We start from the raw sequence: 20,876 nt of genomic DNA on the forward strand, positions 1-20,876 counted from the left end.
ATGGCTCGCTCATTCGCTGAATTCGGCAACGCCCTCTACACCGGCGAGAAGTCGATCGACTTCGTCGGTCGGCGCAAGCTCTGGTACACGGTCTCGGCTGTGCTGTTGATCATCGCCATCGTCGGCCCGTTTTTGCGCGGTGGCTTCCAGCTCGGAATCGAGTTCACCGGCGGCAGCCAGTTCCAGGTGCACGTCGCGAACAGTCAGGAGCGCGACCCCGAGGTCGCAGCCCGCGCCGTCGCCGAGAGCCTGCCAGGCAGCGCGCCGCGCATCTCGGTGCTCGGCCAGAACGAAGTTCGCGTGCAGACCGAGGCGCTGGATGATGCGCAGAACCGCGCGGTGACCGAGGCGCTCGCGAAGGGCTACGGCGTCGACACCGACGAGGTTACCTACTCGTTCATCGGGCCTGTCTGGGGCCAAGACATCACGAAGCAGGCGATCATCGCGCTCGTCGTGTTCATCTTGCTCGCGGCGCTGGTGATGGCCCTCTACTTCCGCACCTGGAAGATGTCGCTTGCCGCGATGCTCGCGCTCTTCCACGACCTCATCATCACCGCGGGAATCTATGGCCTAGCCGGCTTCGAGGTGACGCCGGCTGCGATGATCGGGTTCCTCACGATTCTCGGGTACTCGCTGTACGACACGGTCGTGGTGTTCGATAAGATTCGCGAAAACACGAGCCCGGGCGAGCTGAGCGACGCCCGCACCTTTGGCGAGGCGGTGAACCTTGCGGTGAACCAGACCCTCGTGCGTTCGATCAACACGTCGGTCGTCGCGCTGCTGCCCGTTGCCTCGATTCTGTTCGTTGGGGCCGGCTTCCTCGGAGCAGGCACGCTGCGCGATATCTCGCTTGCGCTCTTCATCGGCATTATCGCCGGCGCCTACTCGACGATCTTTGTCGCGGCCCCGGCTTACGCGCACATGCGGGCCGGTGACAAGGCTGTGCGGGAGCGCGACGAGCGCATCCTCAGGCTGCGTGAGCGTCAGGGCGAGGCCGACGATGCGAGCGCTGCCACTGCTGAGAGCACTGCGTCGCGCTAGTACTGCGCGCTTCGCGTGCCAGGGCCCCGTACACTGCGTGCGGGGCCCTGCTGCGTGCGGGGCCCTGCTGCGTGGTTCGCGGGCGCAGGGCGGTGGGTTGCGCGGCGTGGTGCCGCCCCTCGATTCCTGGAAATCGCACTCCCTGGTGTAGCGTTCTAACAGGTGAGGAGGCTGCGGTGGTGAGTTCAGACGCAACACAGGCGAGTACGACTTCGCTGCGCCGGTTGGTGCCGCGAATATTCTCACGCGGGGCCACGCACGGCGCGATCGAAGAAGTGATGCGAACGGTGCGTGCGAACTACCCGCGCGCCGATCTCTCGGTCATTTCGCGCGCCTATGACGTCGCGGAGCGAGCGCATCGCGGGCAGAAACGCAAGAGCGGTGAGCCCTACATCACCCATCCGATTGCCGTGTCCAAAATTCTCGCCGAGCTCGGCGTAGCGCCCGTCGCCATTGCAGCGGCGCTGCTGCACGACACTGTCGAAGACACAGACTACTCGCTCGAGGAGCTCACCCAAGACTTCGGTGAAGAGATCGCGATGCTCGTCGACGGCGTGACGAAGCTCGACAAGGTGAAGTACGGCGACTCGGCCCAGGCCGAGACCGTGCGCAAGATGGTTGTGGCGATGTCGAAAGACATTCGGGTGCTCGTCATCAAACTCGCCGACCGGTTGCACAACGCGCGCACCTGGGGGTTTGTCTCGGGCGACTCGGCAAAGCGCAAGGCGCAAGAGACGCTTGAGATTTACGCGCCGCTCGCGCACAGGCTCGGCATTCAGTCGATGAAGACGGAGCTTGAAGACCTGTCGTTCGCGGTGCTCAAACCGAAGCTGTACGCCGAGATTGAGAACCTCGTGAAGCAGCGCAACCCGCAGCGCGACGAGCTCGTCGGTAAGGTGATCGGGTCGATTGAGACTGATCTGCGCGATTCGCGAATTAAGGGCGAGGTCACCGGGCGGCCGAAGGAGCTCTATTCGATCTATCAAAAGATGATCGTGCGCGGCCGCGACTTCGATGACATCTACGATCTCGTCGGCATTCGCGTGCTCGTGAACTCGATTCGCGATTGCTACGCGGTGCTCGGGGCGGTGCACGCGCGGTGGACACCCATTCCGGGCCGCTTCAAAGACTACATCGCAACGCCAAAGTTTAACCTCTACCAGTCGCTGCACACCACGGTCATCGGGCCAGACGGCCGGGCCGTCGAGATTCAAATTCGCACCGTCGAAATGCACCAGCGCGCCGAGTACGGTGTCGCTGCACACTGGAAGTACAAGCAACGTCAGCAGGGCAGCGACAAACAGAGTAGCTCGAACGACATGGCCTGGCTCGCCCACATCTCGGACTGGCAGGCAGAGACCGAAGACCCGAGCGAGTTTCTCGACGCCCTGCGCTTCGAGATCGGGGCGAAAGAGGTCTACGTGTTCACCCCGAAGGGGCGCGTGATCGGGCTCCCGGCCGGAGGCACGACGGTCGACTTCGCCTACGCGGTGCACACCGAGGTCGGGCACCGCACGATGGGGGCCCGCGTCAACGGGCGCCTGGTGCCGCTCGAGACGGCACTGCAGAACGGCGACGTCGTCGAGGTGTTCACCTCGAAAGACCCCAATGCCGGGCCCAATCAGGCGTGGCTGAACTTTGTGAAGAGCAAGCGCGCTCAGAACAAGATTCGTCAGTGGTTCACGAAGGAGCGGCGCGAGGAGGCCGCAGAGACCGGCAAGCAGGAGCTCACCAAGGCCCTCAGACGCCAGAGCCTGCCGCTGCATCAGATCATGAACTCCGAGGCGCTCCAGCAGGTCGCGCTCCAGCTCAATCACGCAGATGTCACGACCCTGTACGCGGCGATCGGCGAGGGCAACGTGTCTGCGCAATCGGTCGTCGAGAAGGTCGCAGCGCTCCTGTTCGATGATCAGGCGTCGACTGAACCGGCCGCACTCGGAATTCCGCTCGTCGATACTCCGCGAGCGCAATCGTCTCGGGCGACCTCGAGCGGAGTCATCGTGAAGGGCGCGAGCGATGTGCTCGCCAAGCTCGCGAAGTGCTGCACGCCGGTTCCGGGCGACGAGATTCGCGGCTTTGTGACGAAGGGGCAGGGCGTGTCCGTGCACCGCACAGACTGCCACAACTTTCAGAACCTGCAGTCGCAGCAGGAGCGCATTGTCGAGGTGGAGTGGGCGCCGACCTCAAAGAGCGTCTTCCTTGTGCAGATTCAGGTCGAGGCCCTCGACCGTTCGGGGCTGCTGTCTGACGTCACGCGCACCCTGTCTGACCATCACGTCAATATCCTCTCTGCCTCGGTGAATACCTCGACCTCGCGGCTCGCAATCAGCAGGTTTCTCTTCGAGATGGCCAACGCCACGCACCTCGATCACGTGCTGAATGCTGTGCGGCGCATCGACGGGGTGTACGACGTCTACCGCCTCACCAACTAGGCGGGGAGCGGCGCGGCGCCGTGGAGCTCGCTGAGCCGGCGCTGAATGCGAGCGCGATCGGTGCGGCTCGCGCCCCGGGCCCGCCGCCGCACCTCGCTGCTCGACCCGGGTTCGGCAACGAACAGCAGCCTGCAGGCGACCCTGCGAGCCGCGCCGAACTGGGTCGGCGCTCTGAGCAGGTCGAACGCGGTGCGCGCGCGGCTCGTGACAGCGAATGCGGCGATCGCGACGAGGTCTTCCGGGAGCAGCCGAAACGTGCTCACGAGCACGTCTTCGCTAGCCCGCCGCTCGAAGCTCGCGGGGGCGCGCCCGCCGAGCGTCGCAAGTCGCAGCGGGGAGCCGGGGGAGCGCCTTGCTCCCCAGACCCAGGCTGCGGTGTCTTCGATGGCGGCGTAGCGGTCGCTGAGCTGCCCGCCGATCGCCGCGCAGCGCGCTGCAGGGGTCTCTGGCCACGCTACTGGCCTCAGGCCCGGGCCGCACTTCACCAGCGTGCCGGTGAGTGTCGCAGCCGAGCGAAGAGCTTGCGGCCAGTGGTCGACTCTGGGTACCTCGGGGTGTGGGCGCATGCAGACAGCTTCGCCGCTTGACCCGGCGAGCGCCAGGTCAAGCGGCGAAGTGTGGATAACTGCGGCCGAGGGGTTCGGCCGAGTACGCGACCGAACGAGTCGGCCGAGCGATGTGGCCGAGCGGATCGGCGCGGTGCGCTAGGCGTCTCCGAGCGCTGCCAGCCAGGAGCGCTGTGTCGCGAGCTTCTCTTCGGCTGCGGCCTTCGACTTCGCATCTTTCGCTGCCGCGATCTCGGCCTCTAGCTCCGCGATCGATGCCTCGAGCTGGCCGCGCAGGCCCTCGCTGCGAGCCTTGGTCTCTGGGTTTGTCTTCTTCCAGTGATCGTCTTCGAGACCCTTCACGTGGTCTTCGATGCGGCGCAACTGGCCCTCGATATCGCGCAGGGCTTCGCGCGGCACGCGGCCGACCTCGTCCCAGCGCAGCTGAATTGCAGTGAGCTGCTTGCGCGCCGCGGTGTGCTCGCTGAGCTCAAGAATCGGAGCGGCGTCGGCGAGAATCGCCTGCTTCTGTGCGAGGTTTTCCTGGTACTCCTCGTTGGTCTGGGCGACCTCTTCGGCCTTCGCCTGGTACAGCACGTCGCCGGCAGCCTTGAACCGAGCCCACAGCTGATCGTCGAGCTTGCGGCTGGCGCGGCCGGCCTGCTTCCAGTCATCGAGCAGGTTGCGGTACGCGGGAATGCCGTCGAGCCCACGGTCGGCCAGGGCCTCGGCCGAGGCGATCAGGCGCTCCTTGCGGGCCTTGACGTCTTTGTTGTTCGCGTCCATCTGCGAGAAATGGGCGCGGCGAGCGGTGTCGAAGCTCTGGCGGGCGGCGCGGAAGCGCTTCCAGAGCGCGTCTGCCTGCGGCTTGGGCACGTGGGGGCCCGAGCGCTGTGCGTTCTGCCAATCAGTGAAGAGCTGCTCGAACGCGGTGCTCGTGTCTTTCCACCTGATCGAGGCCTCGGGCTGCGCAGCGAGCTGCTCGGCGGCGACGGCGATGGCCTCGCGCTTGGCAACGGCCTCTTCGCGGGCAGCCTCTCGCTCCTGCTGTTGCTGCTCGCCGAACGCTGCTGCCTTGTCTGCGAGCTTTGCGACGCGCTCGCGCAGTGCGGCGATGTTGCCGACCGCAGCGGGCTCGACAAGCTGCTCCTGCAGCTTCGTCACGGTCGCGGCGACGGAGCCGTCAGCTGTGCCGCGGGCAATGCGGGCCTCAAGGAGCGTGACAGCCCCCGCGAGATCCGCAAACTTGCGTTCAAAGTAGGCGAGCGCCTCTTCGGGCGTGCCGTCGGGGAAGGCACCGACGGCACGTTCGCCGTCGCCCTCGCGTACGTAAACCGTACGATCCTCGTCGACCCTGCCCCAGGGCATCTCGTTCGTCGCTTCACTCACCGTGTTGCTCACCTGTCGTGTGGGATCGGCTGCGCCGACCGCGTTACTAGATAGACCCCTCCACTATGCCACAGCGAGCCCCTCAGAGCACGATTGTCGGCGGTGGTCTGTAGCATTGGGGTGTGACTCAGATAACAGGTGCGACCGGGTCGACGGCCCCGTTGGCCGTGCGCATGCGGCCCCGCTCGCTCGACGAAGTTGTCGGGCAGAAGCACCTGCTGCGCCAGGGTTCTCCGCTCAGGGTCATCGCGAGCGACCAAGATGGTTCGGCTGTCTCGGTGATTCTCTGGGGGCCTCCTGGCACCGGCAAGACGACGATGGCGCAGGCGATCGCGCACACGAGCGGCCGCCGTTTTGTTGAGCTCTCGGCGGTCACCGCCGGCATTAAAGACGTGCGCACGGTGATGGAGCGCGCGCTGAACGACCGCGACCTCTACGACATCGCAACGGTGCTGTTTCTCGACGAGATTCACCGTTTCACCAAGGCCCAGCAAGACGCGCTGCTGCCCGGCGTTGAAAACGGGTGGGTTACGCTCATCGCGGCGACCACCGAGAACCCGTCGTTCTCGGTGATCAGCCCGCTGCTCTCGCGCTCGCTGCTGCTCACGCTCGAAGCGTTGAGCGACGCCGACATCGCGGAGCTGCTCGATCGAGCTGTCGCTGACCCGCGGGGCCTCGGTGGTTCGGTGACGCTCTCAGACGAGGGCCGCGACGCGCTCGTGCAGCTCTCTTCCGGCGACGCCAGGCGCGCCCTCACCGGGCTCGAGGCCGCGGCTGGCTCAGCGCTCGCGCTCGGCGCGAGCTCGCCGGGCGGCGATGAGCGCGGCGCCGGTACCGATTCCGCCGGTACCGATTCCGCCGGTACCGATTCCGCCGGTGCCGATTCCGACGGTGCCGATTCCGACGGTACCGATTCCGACGGCGCCGCGCAGGTGCAGGCAGCCCCGCCCGAGATCACGGCGGAGCTCGTCTCGATCTCGGTAGACCGGGCGCTGCTGCGCTACGACAAAGACGGCGACCAGCACTACGACGTGGTGAGCGCGTTCATCAAGTCGATGCGGGGTTCCGACCCCGACGCGGCGATCCACTACCTCGCGCGCATGATTGAGGCGGGGGAAGATCCGCGGTTCATCGCACGGCGGCTCATGGTGCACGCGGCCGAAGACGTCGGGCTCGCTGATCCGCACGCGCTGTCCGTCGCCGTCGCGGCGGCGCAGGCCACCCAGCTCATCGGCCTGCCAGAAGCGCGCATCCCGCTCGCCGAGGCAACGATCTATATCGCGACCGCCCCGAAATCGAATGCCGTGATCTCGGCGATCGACGCGGCCATTGCAGACGTCAAAGCCGGTCGGTTTGGCCCGGTGCCGAAGCCGTTGCGCGACGCGCACTATCCGGGCGCAAAGAAGCTCGGCCACGGCAAGGGCTACCGTTACCCCCACGCAGACCCGCGTGGGGTCGTGGCGCAGCAGTACCTGCCCGACGAGATTGCTGACGCGGCCTATTACGCGCCGACGATGCACGGGAACGAGCGAGAGGTGTCAGAGCGGCTCGAGAAGATTCGGCGCATCACCCGTGGCCTGTAGCGCCCGGGCCGAAGAAGTCTGCTAAGCTGATCCCTGGCCAACATTGCCCTCGCTGCTGGCTGCACGCGAGACGCAATTGGCAGTCACCCTGTAGCCGGGTTTCTGCACCGGTCGTTCCCTCACCGAAAACGGTTTGCTGTGTCGCGTGCATTGCGAGTGAAAGCTTGTGAATGCGGGCGCAGCCTGGCCGAGAGAACATAGCGGCGGCGCACTCGCGCCTGCCGTCTCAGAAACCCGAAAGGATACCCGTGTCGACTACGTCACGTACCCGCTCGCAGACGCGTCTGTCGCGTCAGCTGGGCCTCGCGCTCACCCCGAAGGCAGCTCGCTACCTCGAGAAGCGCCCCTACGGCCCCGGCCAGCACGGCCGCACCAAGCGTAAGAGCGACAGCGACTACGCAGTTCGCCTCCGCGAGAAGCAGCGTCTGCGCGCTCAGTACGGCATCCGCGAGAAGCAGCTCGTTATCACCTTCAACGAGGCTCGTCGTCAGGACGGCCTGACCGGTGAGAACCTGGTCGAGCTCCTCGAGATGCGTCTCGACGCCCTCGTGCTGCGCGCAGGCTTCGCCCGCACCACCGCACAGGCTCGCCAGCTCGTCGTGCACCGCCACATCCTCGTCGACGGCAAGCTCGTTGACCGCCCGTCGTTCCGCGTGAAGCCGGGCCAGCTCATCCACGTCAAGGAGCGCTCGGAGGCTCTCGAGCCGTTCCAGGTCGCTGCCGCAGGTGGCCACGCTGAGGTACTGCCCGCAGTTCCCGGTTACCTCGAGGTCGCACTCGACAAGCTCGAGGCGCGCCTGCTGCGCCGCCCGAAGCGCGCAGAGGTCCCAGTGACCTGTGAAGTGCAGCTCGTGGTCGAGTACTACTCGGGCCGCTAAGTCTGAAAGTCTTGAGGGCGCTGGAATCCACACGGAATCCAGCGCCCTCAGGCGTTTCCAGCATGCGTTACCGGTTAAGCTTGACCCGTATTGTTGCGCGGCGCGCAGGGCGTCGCCGCGAAACCGCAGGAGGGTGGAACACGTGCGGAAGTTTGTGTTGTTCGTATTTGGAGTGGCGACGGGCTTTGTTGCCGCCCACTTCGTTAATCAGAGCCCGGGTGGGCGCCGCTTCTTCGAGCGGCTGAACCGTGGGCTCGCCGAGCTGACCAACGCGTTTACGAGCGGGTACGAAGCCGCCGAGCGCGAGCAGTTTGACGAGGAGCTCGAGCGCACGCTCAAGGGCCTCGACGCGAAAGACTCGTAGCCGTGCGGCGGGTGGCGACGTCTAGCCTTTGCCCCCCCGCACAGATCTATATTTCACAGGCGCTCGGCAGATTCGTGCCGGGGCCCACGCACCATGAAGGAATGAAGCACCTCACATGCAGACCGCCGAGATTCAACGCCGCTGGCTCAACTTCTTCGAGCAGCGAGGGCACACGGTTGTGCCCTCAGCCTCGCTCGTGAGTGACGACCCCAGCCTGATGTTCACGGTCGCCGGCATGGTGCCGTTCGTGCCGTACCTCTCGGGGCTCGTCCCGGCGCCGTACGACCGGGCGACGAGCGTGCAGAAGTGCATTCGCACGAATGACATCGAGGAGGTCGGTAAGACCCCCCGTCACGGCACCTTCTTTCAGATGTGCGGCAACTTCTCGTTTGGCGACTATTTCAAGGAGGGCGCGATCAAGTTCGCTTGGGAGCTGCTCACCACTCCCGAGGCAGACGGTGGCCTCGGCTTCTCGCCAGACGATCTCTGGGTCACGGTCTACGAAGAAGACGAGGAGGCGCTGAAGCTCTGGCTCGAGCACTCCTCGCTGCCGCTCGAGCGCATTCAAAAGCTCGGCAAAGACACGAACTACTGGTCGACGGGCCAGCCGGGGCCGGCGGGCCCCTGTTCAGAGATCTTCTTTGATCTCGGCCCCGAGTACGGCATCGATGGCGGCCCGGCCACCGACGACGATCGCTACGTTGAGATCTGGAACCTCGTGTTCATGCAGTACCAGATCGCCGATGTGAAGTCGAAGCTCGACTTCACGATCGTCGGCGACCTGCCCAAGCAAAACATCGACACGGGCATGGGCCTCGAACGCGTCGCCTTCATTAAGCAGGGCGTGCAAAACATGTATGAGATCGACCAGGTGCGGCCTGTGCTCGACCGTGCGGCCGCTCTCGCCGGCAAGACCTATGGCGCGAACATTGACGACGACGTGCGGCTGCGCGTTATCGCCGACCACGTGCGCAGCGGCCTCATGCTCATCAGCGACGGCGTGACCCCGTCGAACGAGGGCCGCGGCTACATTCTGCGGCGGCTGCTGCGCCGCGTCACGCTGTCGATGCGGCTGCTCGGCGTTGAGGGGCCGAGCTTCTCCGAGCTGTTCCCTGTGTCGCGCGATGCGATGCAGGCGGCGTACCCCGATGTCGCCGAGAACTTCGACTTTATCTCGCGAGTCGCGTACGCCGAGGAGAAGACCTTCTTGCGCACCCTCGCGAGCGGCATTCAGATTCTCGACACCGCAATCGAATCTGCCGTCGCCGGCGCGAAATCGGCCGGGGGAGCTGCAAGCGTTGACGGCGACACTGCCTTCCTGCTGCACGACACTCACGGCTTCCCGGTCGAGCTGACGCTCGAGATCGCCGAGGAGGCCGGTGTCAGCGTGGATCGCGATGTGTTCGCGACGCTCATGCAGGAGCAGCGCGACCGCGCGAAGGCCGACGCGAAGGCCAAGAAGGGCCAGCGCGCTGACCTCGCCGTGTACAAGGAGCTGCGTGGCCTCGGCGAGACCGCGTTCGTTGGATACGACCAGCTCACGCACGAGAGTCGTGTGCTCGGCATCGTCGTCGACGGGCTCCCCGCGACCGAGGCGCGCGAGGGGCAGCTCGCCGAGCTCGTGCTCGCCGAGACCTCCCTATTCGCAGAGTCTGGCGGTCAAGACTCCGATAACGGCGTGATCGTCGGCGACGGCTTCGAAGCCGAGGTGCTCGACGTGCAGAAGCCCGTTCCCGGTCTCATCGTGCACACCGTCAAGGTGTCGCTCGGCGTGATCGGCCTTGACGCGCGCGCCGAAACCCGCGTCGACGCCGACTACCGCCGCGGGGCCACCCAGGCGCACTCCGCAACGCACATTGTGCACGCGGCGCTGCGCGACGTGCTTGGCCCGAATGCGCACCAGGCAGGGTCGTACAATAAGGCCGGGTACATGCGGCTCGATTTCACGCACTCCGAGGCGCTGAGCGGCGAGACGAAGAGCGAGATCGAGGAGATCTCGAATCTCGCGATCCGCTCGAACTACCAGGTCGTGACCCGGGAGATGGCGCTTGACGACGCGAAGGCGATGGGCGCGATGGCGCTGTTCGGCGAGAAGTACGGCGAGCGCGTGCGCGTCGTCGATATTGGCGGCGACTGGTCGCGCGAGCTGTGCGCAGGCACGCACGTCGCGACGGCAGCTGAGGTTGGCATGATCAACCTCGTCTCCGAGAGCTCGGTCGGGTCGACGAATCGGCGCGTTGAGTCGCTCGTCGGCCTCGAGGCGTTCCAGAGCTTCGCTGCCGAGCGCATGATCGTGCAGCAGCTTGCCTCTGGCCTGCGCGTGCCGCGCACCGAGCTTGTCTCACGGGTCGAAGACCTCGGTGCGCAGCTGCGCGCCGCAGAGAAGAAGATCGCCGCGCTCGAGGCTGCAAAGCTCGCAGAGCGCGTACCCGCGTTGCTTGCGAGCGCTGAGCGGGCCGGCGCGGTGCAACTGGTCTCGGCGGATCTCGGCACGGTCGGCTCCCCAGACGACGTGCGCGGGCTCGTTACGCAATTGCGTGAGAAGCTTGGCGGTGAGGCTGGCGTCGTGATGCTCGCCGGCACCGTCGCAGGCGATGGCGACGGCAAGCCCGTGGTGATCGCGGCGACGACCGCGGCTGCCCGCGAGCTTGGCGTGAAGGCCGGCGATCTTGTTAAGCGCGGCGCTCAGGTGCTGGGCGGTGGCGGAGGCGGCAAGCCCGATCTGGCCCAGGGCGGCGGCACTGACCCTGCGCAGATTCCCGCGGCTCTCGCCGAGATGCGCCGCACGATCGAGGCGTAGCCGTGCGCGCAGGTGTGCGGCTCGGCGTCGACGTCGGCAAGGCACGGGTGGGGGTCGCTCGCAGCGACCTCCACGGCATGCTCGCGACCCCGGTCGAGACCGTGAAACGGGAGACTGCCAGCGCCGACAGTGCCGGCGCTGATCTCGCGCGGATTGCCGAGATCGCGGGCGAGCTCGGAGCAGTCGAGGTGATCGTCGGGCTGCCGCTGAACCTGCGGGGCGAGCGTACGCCGTCGACCGACGATGCCGTAGCATTTGCCGAGCGGCTCGCGACGCTGCTCGCTGGCTTCGCGGCGGTGCGGCTCGTCGACGAGCGGCTGTCGACCGTCTCGGCGCAGGGACAGCTTCGCCAGGCCGGGCGAAACACGAAGAACAGCCGTGGCGTGATCGACCAGGCGGCAGCCGTGGTCATCTTGCAGCACGCGCTCGACGTCGAGCGCAACAGAAACGAACCGCCGGGCGAGCTCGTGACCCCGGCCGAAGCACTTCGAAGGAACGAGGAAGCGCCGTGACCGATCTTGAAACGCGCCGGGGGCGCCGCGAACACGCGCTGAGCGAAGAAGATCGCCGCTCGCGCAAGCGGGGGCGCATCGTTATTTCCTCCGTCTTGATCGTGATGCTGCTGCTCGTCGGCGGCGGCGCCGTCTACATGTGGAACGTGTTCGGAGACCGCATCTCGGTCGCGCTCGGCTGGACGACGAACGACTACGAGGGCGAGGGGCACGGCGAGGTGCTGCTCACCATCACCGATGGCCAGATCGGCTCAGACGTCGCCGCATCGCTCGCCGCCGCCGATGTCGTGAAAACGTCTGAGGCGTTTTATGATCTGCTGCTGCAGCAAGACGAAGAGGTGCACTTTCAGGTCGGCACCTACCGTCTGAAGCAGCAGATGAGCGCCAAGGCCGCGCTCGCGGCGCTCACCGACGAAGCCAACCGCATGGAGCTCACGGTGACAATTCCCGAGGGCACGGCTGCTCTCGACGCCCTCGAGCTGACCGCCGGCGTTGTCGATATTCCCTTCGAGGAGTTCCAGGCGGCGGCGGCGAACCCGGCCGCCTTCGGCATCCCCGAGCAGTTCCCGTCGATCGAGGGCTTCCTGTTCCCTGCGACCTACACGTTCGAGCCTGGCGCAACCGCTGAGTCGATCATTCAGACGATGGTTGATCGCATGTGGCAGGCGCTCGCAGAACACGGCGTCGCCGACGAGGACGCCTGGCAGGTGCTGACGCTCGCCGCGATGGTGCAGCGCGAGGCGGGCTCGCGGCTCGAGGATTTCCCGAAGGTCGCGCGCGTCTTCTTGAACCGCATAGACAGCGGCATGCTGCTGCAGTCAGACGCCACGGTGTCGTACGGCACGGGCAACACCCACACCGTGTGGACAACGCCCGAGGAGCGCGCCGACAAGTCGAATATCTATAACACCTACGCGAACCCGGGGCTGCCAGCTGGCCCGATCGGGCTCCCCGGCGACACCGCAATTGAGGCGGCGACGAACCCGGCAGACGGCCCGTGGCTGTACTTCATGCCAATCGACCTGTCGAGCGGCGAGACCGAGTTCGCCGAGACAATCGAGGAGCACGACCGGAACGTGCAGAAGCTCGCGGACTGGTGCACGACGCACCGCGCCGAGGGTGGAAAGTACTGTGACTAGGCGATGACTGACTCCCACCCGAGCGACGCGGAGCTGCGCTCGCCCGCGCCGTCACGCCTCGCGGTGCTCGGCACACCCATTTCGCACTCAAAATCGCCGGCGATCCACGGCGCAGCGTATCGTGCGCTCGGGCTGCCGTGGCGCTACGACGCGTTCGATCTCGATTGGCCAGGGCTCGGCGAGTTTCTCGCCGGGCTTGGCCCCGAGTGGCGGGGGCTGTCGCTCACGATGCCGTTGAAGGAGGAGGCGGCGCGGCTCGCGGCCGTGGTGGATCCGATTGCCGCGGAAAGCGGCGTCGTGAACACGCTACTGCGACTCGCCGACGACCCCTCGGGCTCGCCGCGCTGGGCGGGATTTAACACCGACGTAGCCGGGCTCGCGCGCGCGATGCGCCGCGCAGGGCTCGACGCGCGCGACACGGTTGTGCTCGGGGCCGGCGCAACCGCCGTGTCGGCGATTCTCGCCGCGCGCTCCCTCGGTGCCGAGCGCATCGCCGTTGCGGCGCGCCGGCCCGAGGCCGCAGCCGCCCTAGCAGAGCGCTTCGGCGACGGGATGTCGGCGATCTCGCTTGGTGAGGCGCCGGAGTTCGCGCCGACGCTCGTGATCTCGACGCTCCCCGGGCCCGGCGGTGAGGCGGTGCAGCTGCCAGGCTCGCTGCTCGCAGTTCCGCTGTTCGACGTCGCCTACGACCCCTGGCCGTCGCCGCTCGCTGCGCGCTGGAGGGCCGCCGGCGGCGTTGCCCACGCCGGGCTCGACATGCTCGTGGAGCAGGCGCTGGTGCAGGTGCGCGTGTTCTTGAACGGCGACCCCGACACGCCGCTGAGCCATGAGGAAGACGTGCTCGCCGAAATGCGCGCCGCGAGTGTGGAAAGATAGAACCTATGCTTCGTTGGCTTACCGCCGGGGAATCCCACGGCCCTGAACTTATTGCTGTCATCGAGGGTATGCCCGCTGGCGTGCCGATCACTCTCGATGCGATCCGAGAAGACCTCGCGCGCCGAAAGCTCGGCTATGGCCGCGGCTCCCGCATGAAGTTTGAGCAAGACGAGCTCAACCTCTCGGGCGGCGTCGTGCAGGGCGTCACCATCGGCGGCCCCGTCGCGATTCGCATCGGCAACACCGAGTGGCCAAAGTGGTCAGAGGTGATGAGCGCCGAGAAGACCGAGCTGTCTGAAAAGTCGCGCGGTCGCGGAGCGGCGCTCACTCGGCCGCGCCCCGGCCACGCCGACCTCGTCGGCATGCAGAAGTACGGCTTTGACGAGGCGCGCCCCGTGCTCGAGCGCGCAAGCGCGAGGGAAACGGCCGCGCGTGTTGCGCTCGGCGCCGTCGCGCGCGCGTTTCTTTCTGAGCTCGGGATCCGCCTCGTGAGCCACACCGTCTCGATCGGCGACGTCGTCGCGCCGGCGACCGCCACGCTACCGCGCCCGGAAGACGTCGCGGCGCTCGACGCCGACCCGCTGCGCTGCTTCGACCGAGAGACGAGCGCCCGGATGGTCGCCGAGGTCGACGACACGAAGAAGTCAGGCGACACCATCGGCGGCATCGTTGAGGTGCTCGCCTACGGCCTGCCCCCTGGGCTCGGGTCGTACGTGCACTGGGACAGGCGGCTCGACTCGCGCCTCGCCGGCGCGCTCATGGGAATTCAGGCGATCAAGGGCGTCGAGGTCGGCGACGGGTTCGAAACGACGAAACGCCGCGGATCCGCCGCTCACGACGAACTTCACCTGCGCGACGGCGAGATCGTGCGCGACACGGGTCGCGCCGGCGGCATCGAGGGTGGCATGACGACCGGGCAGGTGCTCCGCGTGCGCGCTGGGATGAAGCCCATCGCAACGGTGCCCCACGCCCTGCCGACGATCGACGTCGCGACGGGCGAGGAGGCGAAGGCCCACCACCAGCGTTCTGACGTCTCGGCGGTGCCCGCCGCCGGTGTCGTGGCCGAGGCAATGGTTGCGCTCGTGCTCGCCGAGGCCGTTGTCGAGAAGTTTGGCGGCGACAGCGTCGCAGAGACCCGCCGAAACCTCGAGGGCTTCCTCGCCGCGATTCCCGAGCAGCTCGCAACCGCCCGAGAGTCGTGAGCGGATCGCGCCGGGCGGGGAGGCGAGCGGGGGCTCCCGCTCCGATCGTTCCCGAGCCCGGCGGCGGCCCGCGGCCCGCGCCTAAGCCTGCCGGCGGTGCCAGTACCGGCGGCAGTGGCGGTGGCGGCGCCGGTGCCGGTGCCGGTGCTGAGAGCGCGGCTGCTAGCGGCGCTGTGCCGAAGCCGTCCCGGCCAGCGGGGGCACGGGGCGCCCAGCCGGCCCGCAGCGCCAAGCGCCGTCGCCGTCGCCGCGGCGGCGGCAATAGGCTGCCGACGCGCACGATAGTGTTTGTCGGCCCGATGGCCGCGGGTAAGACGAGCCTCGGGCGCCGCGTCGCGAAAGATCTCGGCGTGCAGTTTGTCGATAGCGACGTTGTGTTCGTGCGCAAGCACGGCGCAATTACCGACTTTTTTGCGGCGAACGGCGAGCAGGAGTTTCGGCGCATCGAGGAAGAGATTATCGCCGAGGAGCTGGCGCAGCCCGGCAGCCGGGTACTCGCGCTTGGCGGCGGCGCCGTGCTCTCAGAGCGCACCCGAGAGCTACTCAAGGAGCACCCGACCGTGCTGCTCATGACCACGCAGGAGGCCGTGCTGCGCACGGCGAACCTGGCGCGCCGCCCGCTGCTGCGAGACGACCCATCGGCGTGGGGCCGCATTCTGCAGGAGCGCAAGCCGCTCTACCTCGAGGTCGCCGATATCACGTTTCGCACTGACCGGGCGGGCAAAGATCAGCTCGCGAGGCGCGTGGTGCAGTGGGTGCGATCATATGCGAGGCGGGAGTATCTCGCGGCGCACCCCGAGCGCCAGCAGCAGTCGCAGTCGCGCCCAGAGCGGCAAGCGCGCCAGGGGCGCGAGCGGCGCCAGGAGCGCGAGCAGCACCCGGAGCGGCAAGCGCGCCCGGGCCCAGAGAACGCGCGTGCCGAGCGCACGCGATCGGAAAATACCCTAGGAGAGGATCAGTCGTGAGCATGCCAGCGACCGTCAGCGAAATTGCCGTCACCGGGGAGACGAACTATACGATCACCGTCGGCCGAGACCTGTTCGACCGGGTGCCCGCCGCGCTGGGAAGCCGCGTCGCGAAGGTGCTGATCGTGCACACGTCGACGGTGGGCCGCCTCGCCGACGAGCTGCGCACCTCGCTGCAGCAACACTACGGGGAGGTGATCCTCGCCGAGGTGCCCGATGCTGAGTCAGCCAAACGGGTCGAGGTCGCCGCGTTCTGCTGGCAGATTCTCGGGCAGGCAGACTTCACGCGGAGCGACGCGATTATTGGCCTGGGCGGGGGAGCGGTGACCGACCTCGCGGGGTTCGTTGCTGCGACCTGGCTGCGTGGGGTGAAGCTCGTGCAGCTGCCGACGACGGTGCTCGGCATGGTCGATGCGGCCGTCGGAGGTAAGACCGGCATCAACACCGCCGAGGGCAAAAACCTCGTTGGGGCTTTCTACCCTCCGGCCGCGGTGATCTGTGACCTCGCCGTGCTCGATACCCTGCCGAAGAACGAGATCCTCGCGGGCTTCGCCGAGGTCGCGAAGTGTGGCTTCATTGCCGAGCCCGAGATTCTCGACATCATCGAGGCCGACGTTGAGCGCGCGACCGACCCGACGACCCCGGAGTTCCAGCGCGTCGTTGAGCTTGCCGTCGGAGTGAAGGCGCGGGTGGTGTCGGAGGATTTCAAGGAGGGCGGGATCCGCGAGATTCTCAACTATGGCCACACACTCGGGCACGCCATCGAACACGCCGAGCGCTACCAGTGGCGACACGGCGTCGCGATCTCGATCGGCATGATGTACGCCGCCGAGCTCGGGCGTATGGCCGGCGCGCTCTCAGACGAGGTCGTTGAGCGCCATCGGCGCGTGCTCACGCTGCTGGGGTTGCCCCTGTCATACCCCGGGGGCCGTTGGCCAGGGCTGCTCGCCGCGATGCAGCGTGACAAGAAGGCGCGCGCTGGGATGCTGCGGTTTATCGTGCTCGACGATGTCGCAAAGCCGCGCGTGCTCGCTGGCGTTGATGACTCGATGCTGCAGTTTGCCTACCAGGAGATCGCCAGCTAGCCATCGCGCAATTCTAGAATTGCGCGTACACTGGTGGCATGAGCATTTCAGTCCCGCAGCAGCCCGGCTTCGCCGACGGCTTCCGAATGCTGCTCGGAGCGGCGGGCAACGGGGCGCTACTCGCCGAGTTGCTCGGCGTGAAGCCCTCGCAGGTAACGCGGTGGAAGCAGGGCGCGCAGCTGCCGTCGGCCGAGTCGGCCCGGTCGATTATGGATTTCGCGTACATCATCGCGAGGGCGGAGTCGACGATGCACACGAAGGTCGTGCCGATTTGGCTCGACTCGCCCAACCAGTTTCTGCGCGGCGCGACCCCGCGCGAGTGCATCAAACTCGGTCGCGTCGCCGAGGTGATCGGGGCGATCGACGCCGAAGATGAGGGCGCGTACGCGTGACGCGTGCGTGCGTGCGGGGTCGCTGTGGCGACCGCGGCCAGTGTGCTCGCCGGGGTCGCTGGGGCCAGGGGGCTCGCCGGGGCGACCGTGGCCAGTGGGGCGCTGAGCTGTGACCGAGCAGTTGCGCCTGTTTCGGTGCTACCCGCGGGTGGCCGGTGCGCGGCCGGGTAAGCCTGGGCACTGGTCGTTCGTGCCGCGGCCGCAGTTTCACGGGCGCTGGGACAATGCCGACCTCTACGACTCGTGGTATTTTTCACGATCGGCGGTTGGCGCCATTGCCGAGAGTTTCTACAATAAGCGCCGGTGGATTCCCGAGGTGTTTCTCGCCCCTTCGGGGGAGCCGCGCGCGATCGCGGAGTTTCGTTTCACCGGGCTGCCGCTCGTTGACCTTGACGACGCTGCGGCGCTGAGCGCACTTCGCGTGCGGCCCAGCGAGGTGGTGGTGCACAACCTCGGCGTTACTCAGGGCATCGCGAGGCGGGTGTTTGCGTCGCATGCGTCGGAGCACGGTGGCCTCTCGTGGTGGTCGTCACAGTTGCCGTCGGCGACCTCCGTGATGCTCTGGGGGGCTGACGCCGCGCCTCCTTCGGGTCTCGAGCTCGTCGGGATTCAGTCGCTTGGGGTTGAGCACCCCGCGGTTATCGAGGCGGCTACCGTGCTGTATCGCGAGGTCGGGTAGTCGCCAGCGGCGCTCTCACTTTCGCTTTCGCTTTCGCTAAGTGTCGGTGGTCTGTGTTTTGATTTACACATGACAGCAAGTGGACGATTCGACCCGAATCAGATTCGGGGTATTGACTTGGCGCTGACCGAGTTTGAGTGTGGAGAGCGGGCCAAGCGAGGCCTTGAGGCCGCGCAGCTCACGCAACTCGCCGACGCGCTCGACATCGCACTCGGCGCCGACGGCTCGCGTGTTCGCCAGGATGGCGCTGGGGCTCCAGGGGGCGAGGTTGGCCCTCGCGCTCCCGCTCGCGACCGCGCCGCCGGGCGTGCGCCGGAGCGCGAGCTGGCCTACCGCTCACTGCGGCTCGAGGTGGCTGCCCTGCTCCACGAGAGCGAGGCAGTCGCTGAGCGGCTGCTTCAAACCGCCTACGACGCGAAGCATCACTTCCGCGAAACGCTCGGTGCGCTGAGCGAGGGCGAGATTTCTTTGAACCATCTCAAGACGATCGCGAACGAGGGGTGCGTGCTGACGGCGCCAGGCTCGGTCGAGCAGGCGGAGCGCCTCGCCGCTTACGAGCGGGCGGTGCTTGACATCGCCCGGGTCGAGAGCCCCAACCGGCTGCGGCCAGTTGCGCGTCGACTCGCTGCCGCGCACTCGCAAGAGACGGTCGAGCAGCAACACGAACGGGCTGCCCAGAAGCGGTGCATTCGAGTGGTCGATGCTGGCGATGGCATGTCTGACCTGATCGCGCACCTGCCAGCACCCGAAGCCCACGCCATCTTCGACCGAGTTGCCCGAGTGGCAAAGAAGCTGGCTACCGTTGCGGAGCTGCCCGCGGGTAGCGAAGACGGGGGCGCGCAAGCAGGGGGCGCGCAAGCACGGGGCGCTGAAGCAGCCGACGCGGCGATAGCCGGCGCGTCTCGAGGCGTGGCTGCGGTGCGTGCCGATGTATTTTGCGACCTCTTGCTCGGAGGGGAAGGGGCAACAGCGAGTGCCGCGAGCGGAATCGACGGGCACATTCAGCTGGTTGTTCCCAGCGAGCTTCTCGAACACGGCACCGTGCTTAACGGAGCTCGTGAGAGTGGTACCGAAAGCGGCTTCGTTGGTGGCGTCGTTGGTGGCGTCGTGAGGAGTCTCGCACTGGCCGCTGGTGGGCCCGAGCGGCCCCTCCGAGGGCAGTGGCAGCACGAGCGGCCCGTTGCCGAGCTCATCGGCCACGGCCCGATTGACGCGGGCACGGCGCGCGAGCTTGCCGCGACCGCGTCGGGCTGGGAGCTGGTGTCGATTGACGTCGGGGGCACGGTGCTCTCGGTCAACCGCTACCGACCCACCCCGCAGATGCGGCGGCTGCTTGGCGCGAGAGACCTGCACTGCAGGGCTCCCGGGTGCCGCGTTCCCGCCCACCGTTGTGACATCGACCACACGCGCGATGCGGCACTTGGGGGAGAAACCTCGACGACCAACCTGGCTCACCTGTGCCGCGGGCATCACGTGCTGAAACACCACACTGACTGGCAGGTGTCGCAGCAACCCAATGGAGACATGAACTGGGTCAGCCCGACCGGTCGAAGCCATCGCGACCGGCCGGCGAGCAGGGTGCGGTTTCGGGCAGCCGGAGGGGTGCTTGGGGCTCGCGCTTGACTGCGCGAACGCAGCTTCGCGGGCCCCGGGCTCATGCGCATTCCGTCGCGCACTTTTGCTACGGCAACCTGCGCGGCACTCGCAGGGGGCCAGTGCCTGACTGAACGGCAGCTCGCTGTCGCTCGTCGTCGGTCTCTGCGCGCGATGGGTCGTAAATCTTGTCCCGAATGGCGAAGAACGTAATGAGTGCCGCAAGCACGTACCCGATACCTAGGGCGGCCAGACCTAGCCCAACACTAAAGGCATCGGCGATGATTCCGATGGTGAGAGGGGCGAGCAGAGCGCCGACCCTGCCGAGGTTGTAGGCGGTGCCGGTCGCGGTTCCACGCAGGGCTGTCGGGAAACTCTCATTCATGTAGGCCCCGTTAACAGCGTATGGCCACCCGTACATGAACCCAAGGATCAGCAGAAACACGACGATGTTCTGCGGGTTTTGGAACAGGTAGATCACGGGGAGCAAGCACGCGGTGATGAACGAGCCGATCGAGAAGACCAAGCGTCGCCCAATGCGGTCGGCGAGCCACCCGCCAAGGAGACGGCTCACAAAACCGGCAGCATAGGTGCCTGCGACGTAGGCGGTCATCGAAGTAAATTCGACGCCGAGATCGCCTGACACATAGGAGGGCAGCCAGGTGTTGACACCGTAGTACCCAAATTGCAGACACACAGACACTGCGGTCCACAACAGCAAGAGCCTTCGAGCAACCGGGTTACTTAGTAGCAGCCGCCACTGATTGCCTCGGCTCCGGGACGAGTGCTCCTGAGGGGCGAGGTCTGGGCGCTCTCGCCATCCGACTGGCTCCGGTATTGCGCGGCGAATGTAGACGGCCAGGATGACGGGCGCTATCGCGATCCAGTACATCCAACGCCAGCCGTGGGTTGGGATGATCGCGCCGGCGGCGAGAGCGGCCGTGAGGTAGCCGAGGGAGTACGACGCCATCAGCACGCCCATAGTCAACCCCCGGCGTTTCGCGCTTGTGTACTCTGCCATGAGCATCATGCAGATGGTGTACTCCGCACCGAGGCCAAGTCCGGTCACAAACCTAATGATCATGAACTGCCAGGGTGCCTCGGTAAACCCGAGGAGAAACGACCCGATTGAAAACAATACGATCATCAACGCCGCCATGCGGACCCGGCCGTATCGATCCGCAAACCAGCCGCCAAAGATTCCGCCGACGCCCATGCCCGCAAGCGACGCAGTTCCCAGGAGCCCGGCTTGGGTATTGCTGAGGCCCCATTCTTCTCGGAGGCTTGGCAGGGTGAGTGATAAAGCCTGCAAGTCGAAGCCGTCGACGTACAGTCCTAGAAAGCAAGACACAAACACGCTGACCCAGATGGTACGTGGGTTCGTTAGTTTTTTGCGCACGA

The 20,876-nt window shown here is 66.6% G+C and carries 18 protein-coding genes; 15 read left to right on the forward strand and 3 right to left on the reverse strand.

Features of this window, described 5'->3' with window-relative positions; translation table 11 throughout:
• Both secF and ABD115_RS06130 read left to right on the forward strand, forming a co-directional pair.
• Window positions 1-1,041 (forward strand): protein translocase subunit SecF, encoded by a 1,041-nt coding sequence (secF, locus tag ABD115_RS06125; RefSeq protein WP_343959267.1) that lies wholly within the window; start codon window positions 1-3, stop codon window positions 1,039-1,041.
• Between the two features lie 278 nt (window positions 1,042-1,319).
• Complete coding sequence (locus ABD115_RS06130; RefSeq protein WP_343959269.1) at window positions 1,320-3,473, forward strand: RelA/SpoT family protein; 2,154 nt, start codon at window positions 1,320-1,322, stop codon at window positions 3,471-3,473.
• Here the strand turns inward: ABD115_RS06130 and ABD115_RS06135 are convergent.
• Window positions 3,470-4,039 (reverse strand): hypothetical protein, encoded by a 570-nt coding sequence (locus ABD115_RS06135; RefSeq protein ID WP_343959271.1) that lies wholly within the window; start codon window positions 4,037-4,039, stop codon window positions 3,470-3,472. The genes ABD115_RS06130 and ABD115_RS06135 overlap by 4 nt on opposite strands.
• 138 nt (window positions 4,040-4,177) lie before the next feature.
• Entirely contained in the window at window positions 4,178-5,407 is a 1,230-nt protein-coding gene (locus ABD115_RS06140; protein ID WP_343959273.1) for a DUF349 domain-containing protein, read from the reverse strand.
• Window positions 5,408-5,580: 173 nt separating this feature from the next.
• Between ABD115_RS06140 and ABD115_RS06145 the strand changes: the two genes are divergently transcribed.
• From ABD115_RS06145 to ABD115_RS06205, 13 genes are all read left to right on the forward strand, one after another.
• On the forward strand, window positions 5,581-6,990 hold the full coding sequence (locus ABD115_RS06145) for a replication-associated recombination protein A (protein WP_343959868.1): 1,410 nt from the start codon (window positions 5,581-5,583) through the stop codon (window positions 6,988-6,990).
• A 248-nt stretch (window positions 6,991-7,238) separates the two neighbouring features.
• Window positions 7,239-7,868, forward strand: a complete 630-nt coding sequence (rpsD, locus tag ABD115_RS06150) for a 30S ribosomal protein S4 (RefSeq protein ID WP_343959275.1) — start codon at window positions 7,239-7,241, stop codon at window positions 7,866-7,868.
• Window positions 7,869-8,010: 142 nt separating this feature from the next.
• Window positions 8,011-8,232: a hypothetical protein gene (locus tag ABD115_RS06155; protein ID WP_343959277.1), complete on the forward strand. Its 222-nt coding sequence runs from the start codon at window positions 8,011-8,013 to the stop codon at window positions 8,230-8,232.
• A gap of 115 nt (window positions 8,233-8,347) precedes the next feature.
• Window positions 8,348-11,032, forward strand: coding sequence for an alanine--tRNA ligase (gene alaS, locus ABD115_RS06160; protein WP_343959279.1), 2,685 nt, complete (start codon window positions 8,348-8,350; stop codon window positions 11,030-11,032).
• A 2-nt stretch (window positions 11,033-11,034) separates the two neighbouring features.
• A complete protein-coding gene (ruvX, locus tag ABD115_RS06165; protein ID WP_343959281.1) occupies window positions 11,035-11,544 on the forward strand; it encodes a Holliday junction resolvase RuvX in 510 nt (169 codons plus the stop codon).
• Window positions 11,541-12,683 carry an endolytic transglycosylase MltG gene (mltG, locus tag ABD115_RS06170; RefSeq protein ID WP_343959283.1) on the forward strand — a complete coding sequence of 381 codons (1,143 nt, stop codon included), beginning with the start codon at window positions 11,541-11,543 and terminating at the stop codon, window positions 12,681-12,683. Before ruvX ends, mltG begins: the two co-directional genes overlap by 4 nt.
• Window positions 12,684-12,686: 3 nt before the next feature.
• On the forward strand, window positions 12,687-13,559 hold the full coding sequence (locus tag ABD115_RS06175; RefSeq protein ID WP_343959285.1) for a shikimate dehydrogenase family protein: 873 nt from the start codon (window positions 12,687-12,689) through the stop codon (window positions 13,557-13,559).
• Between the two features lie 5 nt (window positions 13,560-13,564).
• Window positions 13,565-14,761: a chorismate synthase gene (aroC, locus tag ABD115_RS06180; protein ID WP_343959287.1), complete on the forward strand. Its 1,197-nt coding sequence runs from the start codon at window positions 13,565-13,567 to the stop codon at window positions 14,759-14,761.
• A 299-nt stretch (window positions 14,762-15,060) separates the two neighbouring features.
• Window positions 15,061-15,726 (forward strand): shikimate kinase, encoded by a 666-nt coding sequence (locus ABD115_RS06185; RefSeq protein ID WP_343959289.1) that lies wholly within the window; start codon window positions 15,061-15,063, stop codon window positions 15,724-15,726.
• 2 nt (window positions 15,727-15,728) lie between these two features.
• Window positions 15,729-16,811 carry a 3-dehydroquinate synthase gene (gene aroB / locus ABD115_RS06190; protein WP_343959870.1) on the forward strand — a complete coding sequence of 361 codons (1,083 nt, stop codon included), beginning with the start codon at window positions 15,729-15,731 and terminating at the stop codon, window positions 16,809-16,811.
• Window positions 16,812-16,849: 38 nt separating this feature from the next.
• Complete coding sequence (locus ABD115_RS06195) at window positions 16,850-17,203, forward strand: helix-turn-helix transcriptional regulator (protein WP_343959291.1); 354 nt, start codon at window positions 16,850-16,852, stop codon at window positions 17,201-17,203.
• Between the two features lie 109 nt (window positions 17,204-17,312).
• A complete protein-coding gene (locus ABD115_RS06200) occupies window positions 17,313-17,882 on the forward strand; it encodes an RES family NAD+ phosphorylase (protein ID WP_343959293.1) in 570 nt (189 codons plus the stop codon).
• Window positions 17,883-17,951: 69 nt separating this feature from the next.
• Entirely contained in the window at window positions 17,952-19,505 is a 1,554-nt protein-coding gene (locus tag ABD115_RS06205; RefSeq protein WP_343959294.1) for an HNH endonuclease signature motif containing protein, read from the forward strand.
• A gap of 58 nt (window positions 19,506-19,563) precedes the next feature.
• Here ABD115_RS06205 and ABD115_RS06210 read toward each other — a convergent pair whose 3' ends face one another.
• Entirely contained in the window at window positions 19,564-20,874 is a 1,311-nt protein-coding gene (locus ABD115_RS06210; protein ID WP_343959296.1) for an MFS transporter, read from the reverse strand.
• Between the last annotated feature and the right edge of the window lie 2 nt (window positions 20,875-20,876).

It is taken from the genome of Leucobacter albus, from assembly GCF_039528015.1.
Lineage (GTDB): Bacteria > Actinomycetota > Actinomycetes > Actinomycetales > Microbacteriaceae > Leucobacter > Leucobacter albus.

Bases quoted from the DNA above. Each gene is read 5' to 3' on its own strand.
- secF (WP_343959267.1), top strand. From the start codon at position 1: ATGGCTCGCTCATTCGCTGAATTCGGCAACGCCCTCTACACCGGCGAG.
- ABD115_RS06130 (WP_343959269.1), top strand. From the start codon at position 1,320: ATGCGAACGGTGCGTGCGAACTACCCGCGCGCCGATCTCTCGGTCATT.
- ABD115_RS06135 (WP_343959271.1), bottom strand. From the start codon at position 4,039: ATGCGCCCACACCCCGAGGTACCCAGAGTCGACCACTGGCCGCAAGCT.
- ABD115_RS06145 (WP_343959868.1), top strand. From the start codon at position 5,581: ATGCGGCCCCGCTCGCTCGACGAAGTTGTCGGGCAGAAGCACCTGCTG.
- alaS (WP_343959279.1), top strand. From the start codon at position 8,348: ATGCAGACCGCCGAGATTCAACGCCGCTGGCTCAACTTCTTCGAGCAG.
- ABD115_RS06175 (WP_343959285.1), top strand. From the start codon at position 12,687: ATGACTGACTCCCACCCGAGCGACGCGGAGCTGCGCTCGCCCGCGCCG.
- aroC (WP_343959287.1), top strand. From the start codon at position 13,565: ATGCTTCGTTGGCTTACCGCCGGGGAATCCCACGGCCCTGAACTTATT.
- ABD115_RS06185 (WP_343959289.1), top strand. From the start codon at position 15,061: ATGGCCGCGGGTAAGACGAGCCTCGGGCGCCGCGTCGCGAAAGATCTC.
- aroB (WP_343959870.1), top strand. From the start codon at position 15,729: ATGCCAGCGACCGTCAGCGAAATTGCCGTCACCGGGGAGACGAACTAT.
- ABD115_RS06195 (WP_343959291.1), top strand. From the start codon at position 16,850: ATGAGCATTTCAGTCCCGCAGCAGCCCGGCTTCGCCGACGGCTTCCGA.
- ABD115_RS06205 (WP_343959294.1), top strand. From the start codon at position 17,952: ATGACAGCAAGTGGACGATTCGACCCGAATCAGATTCGGGGTATTGAC.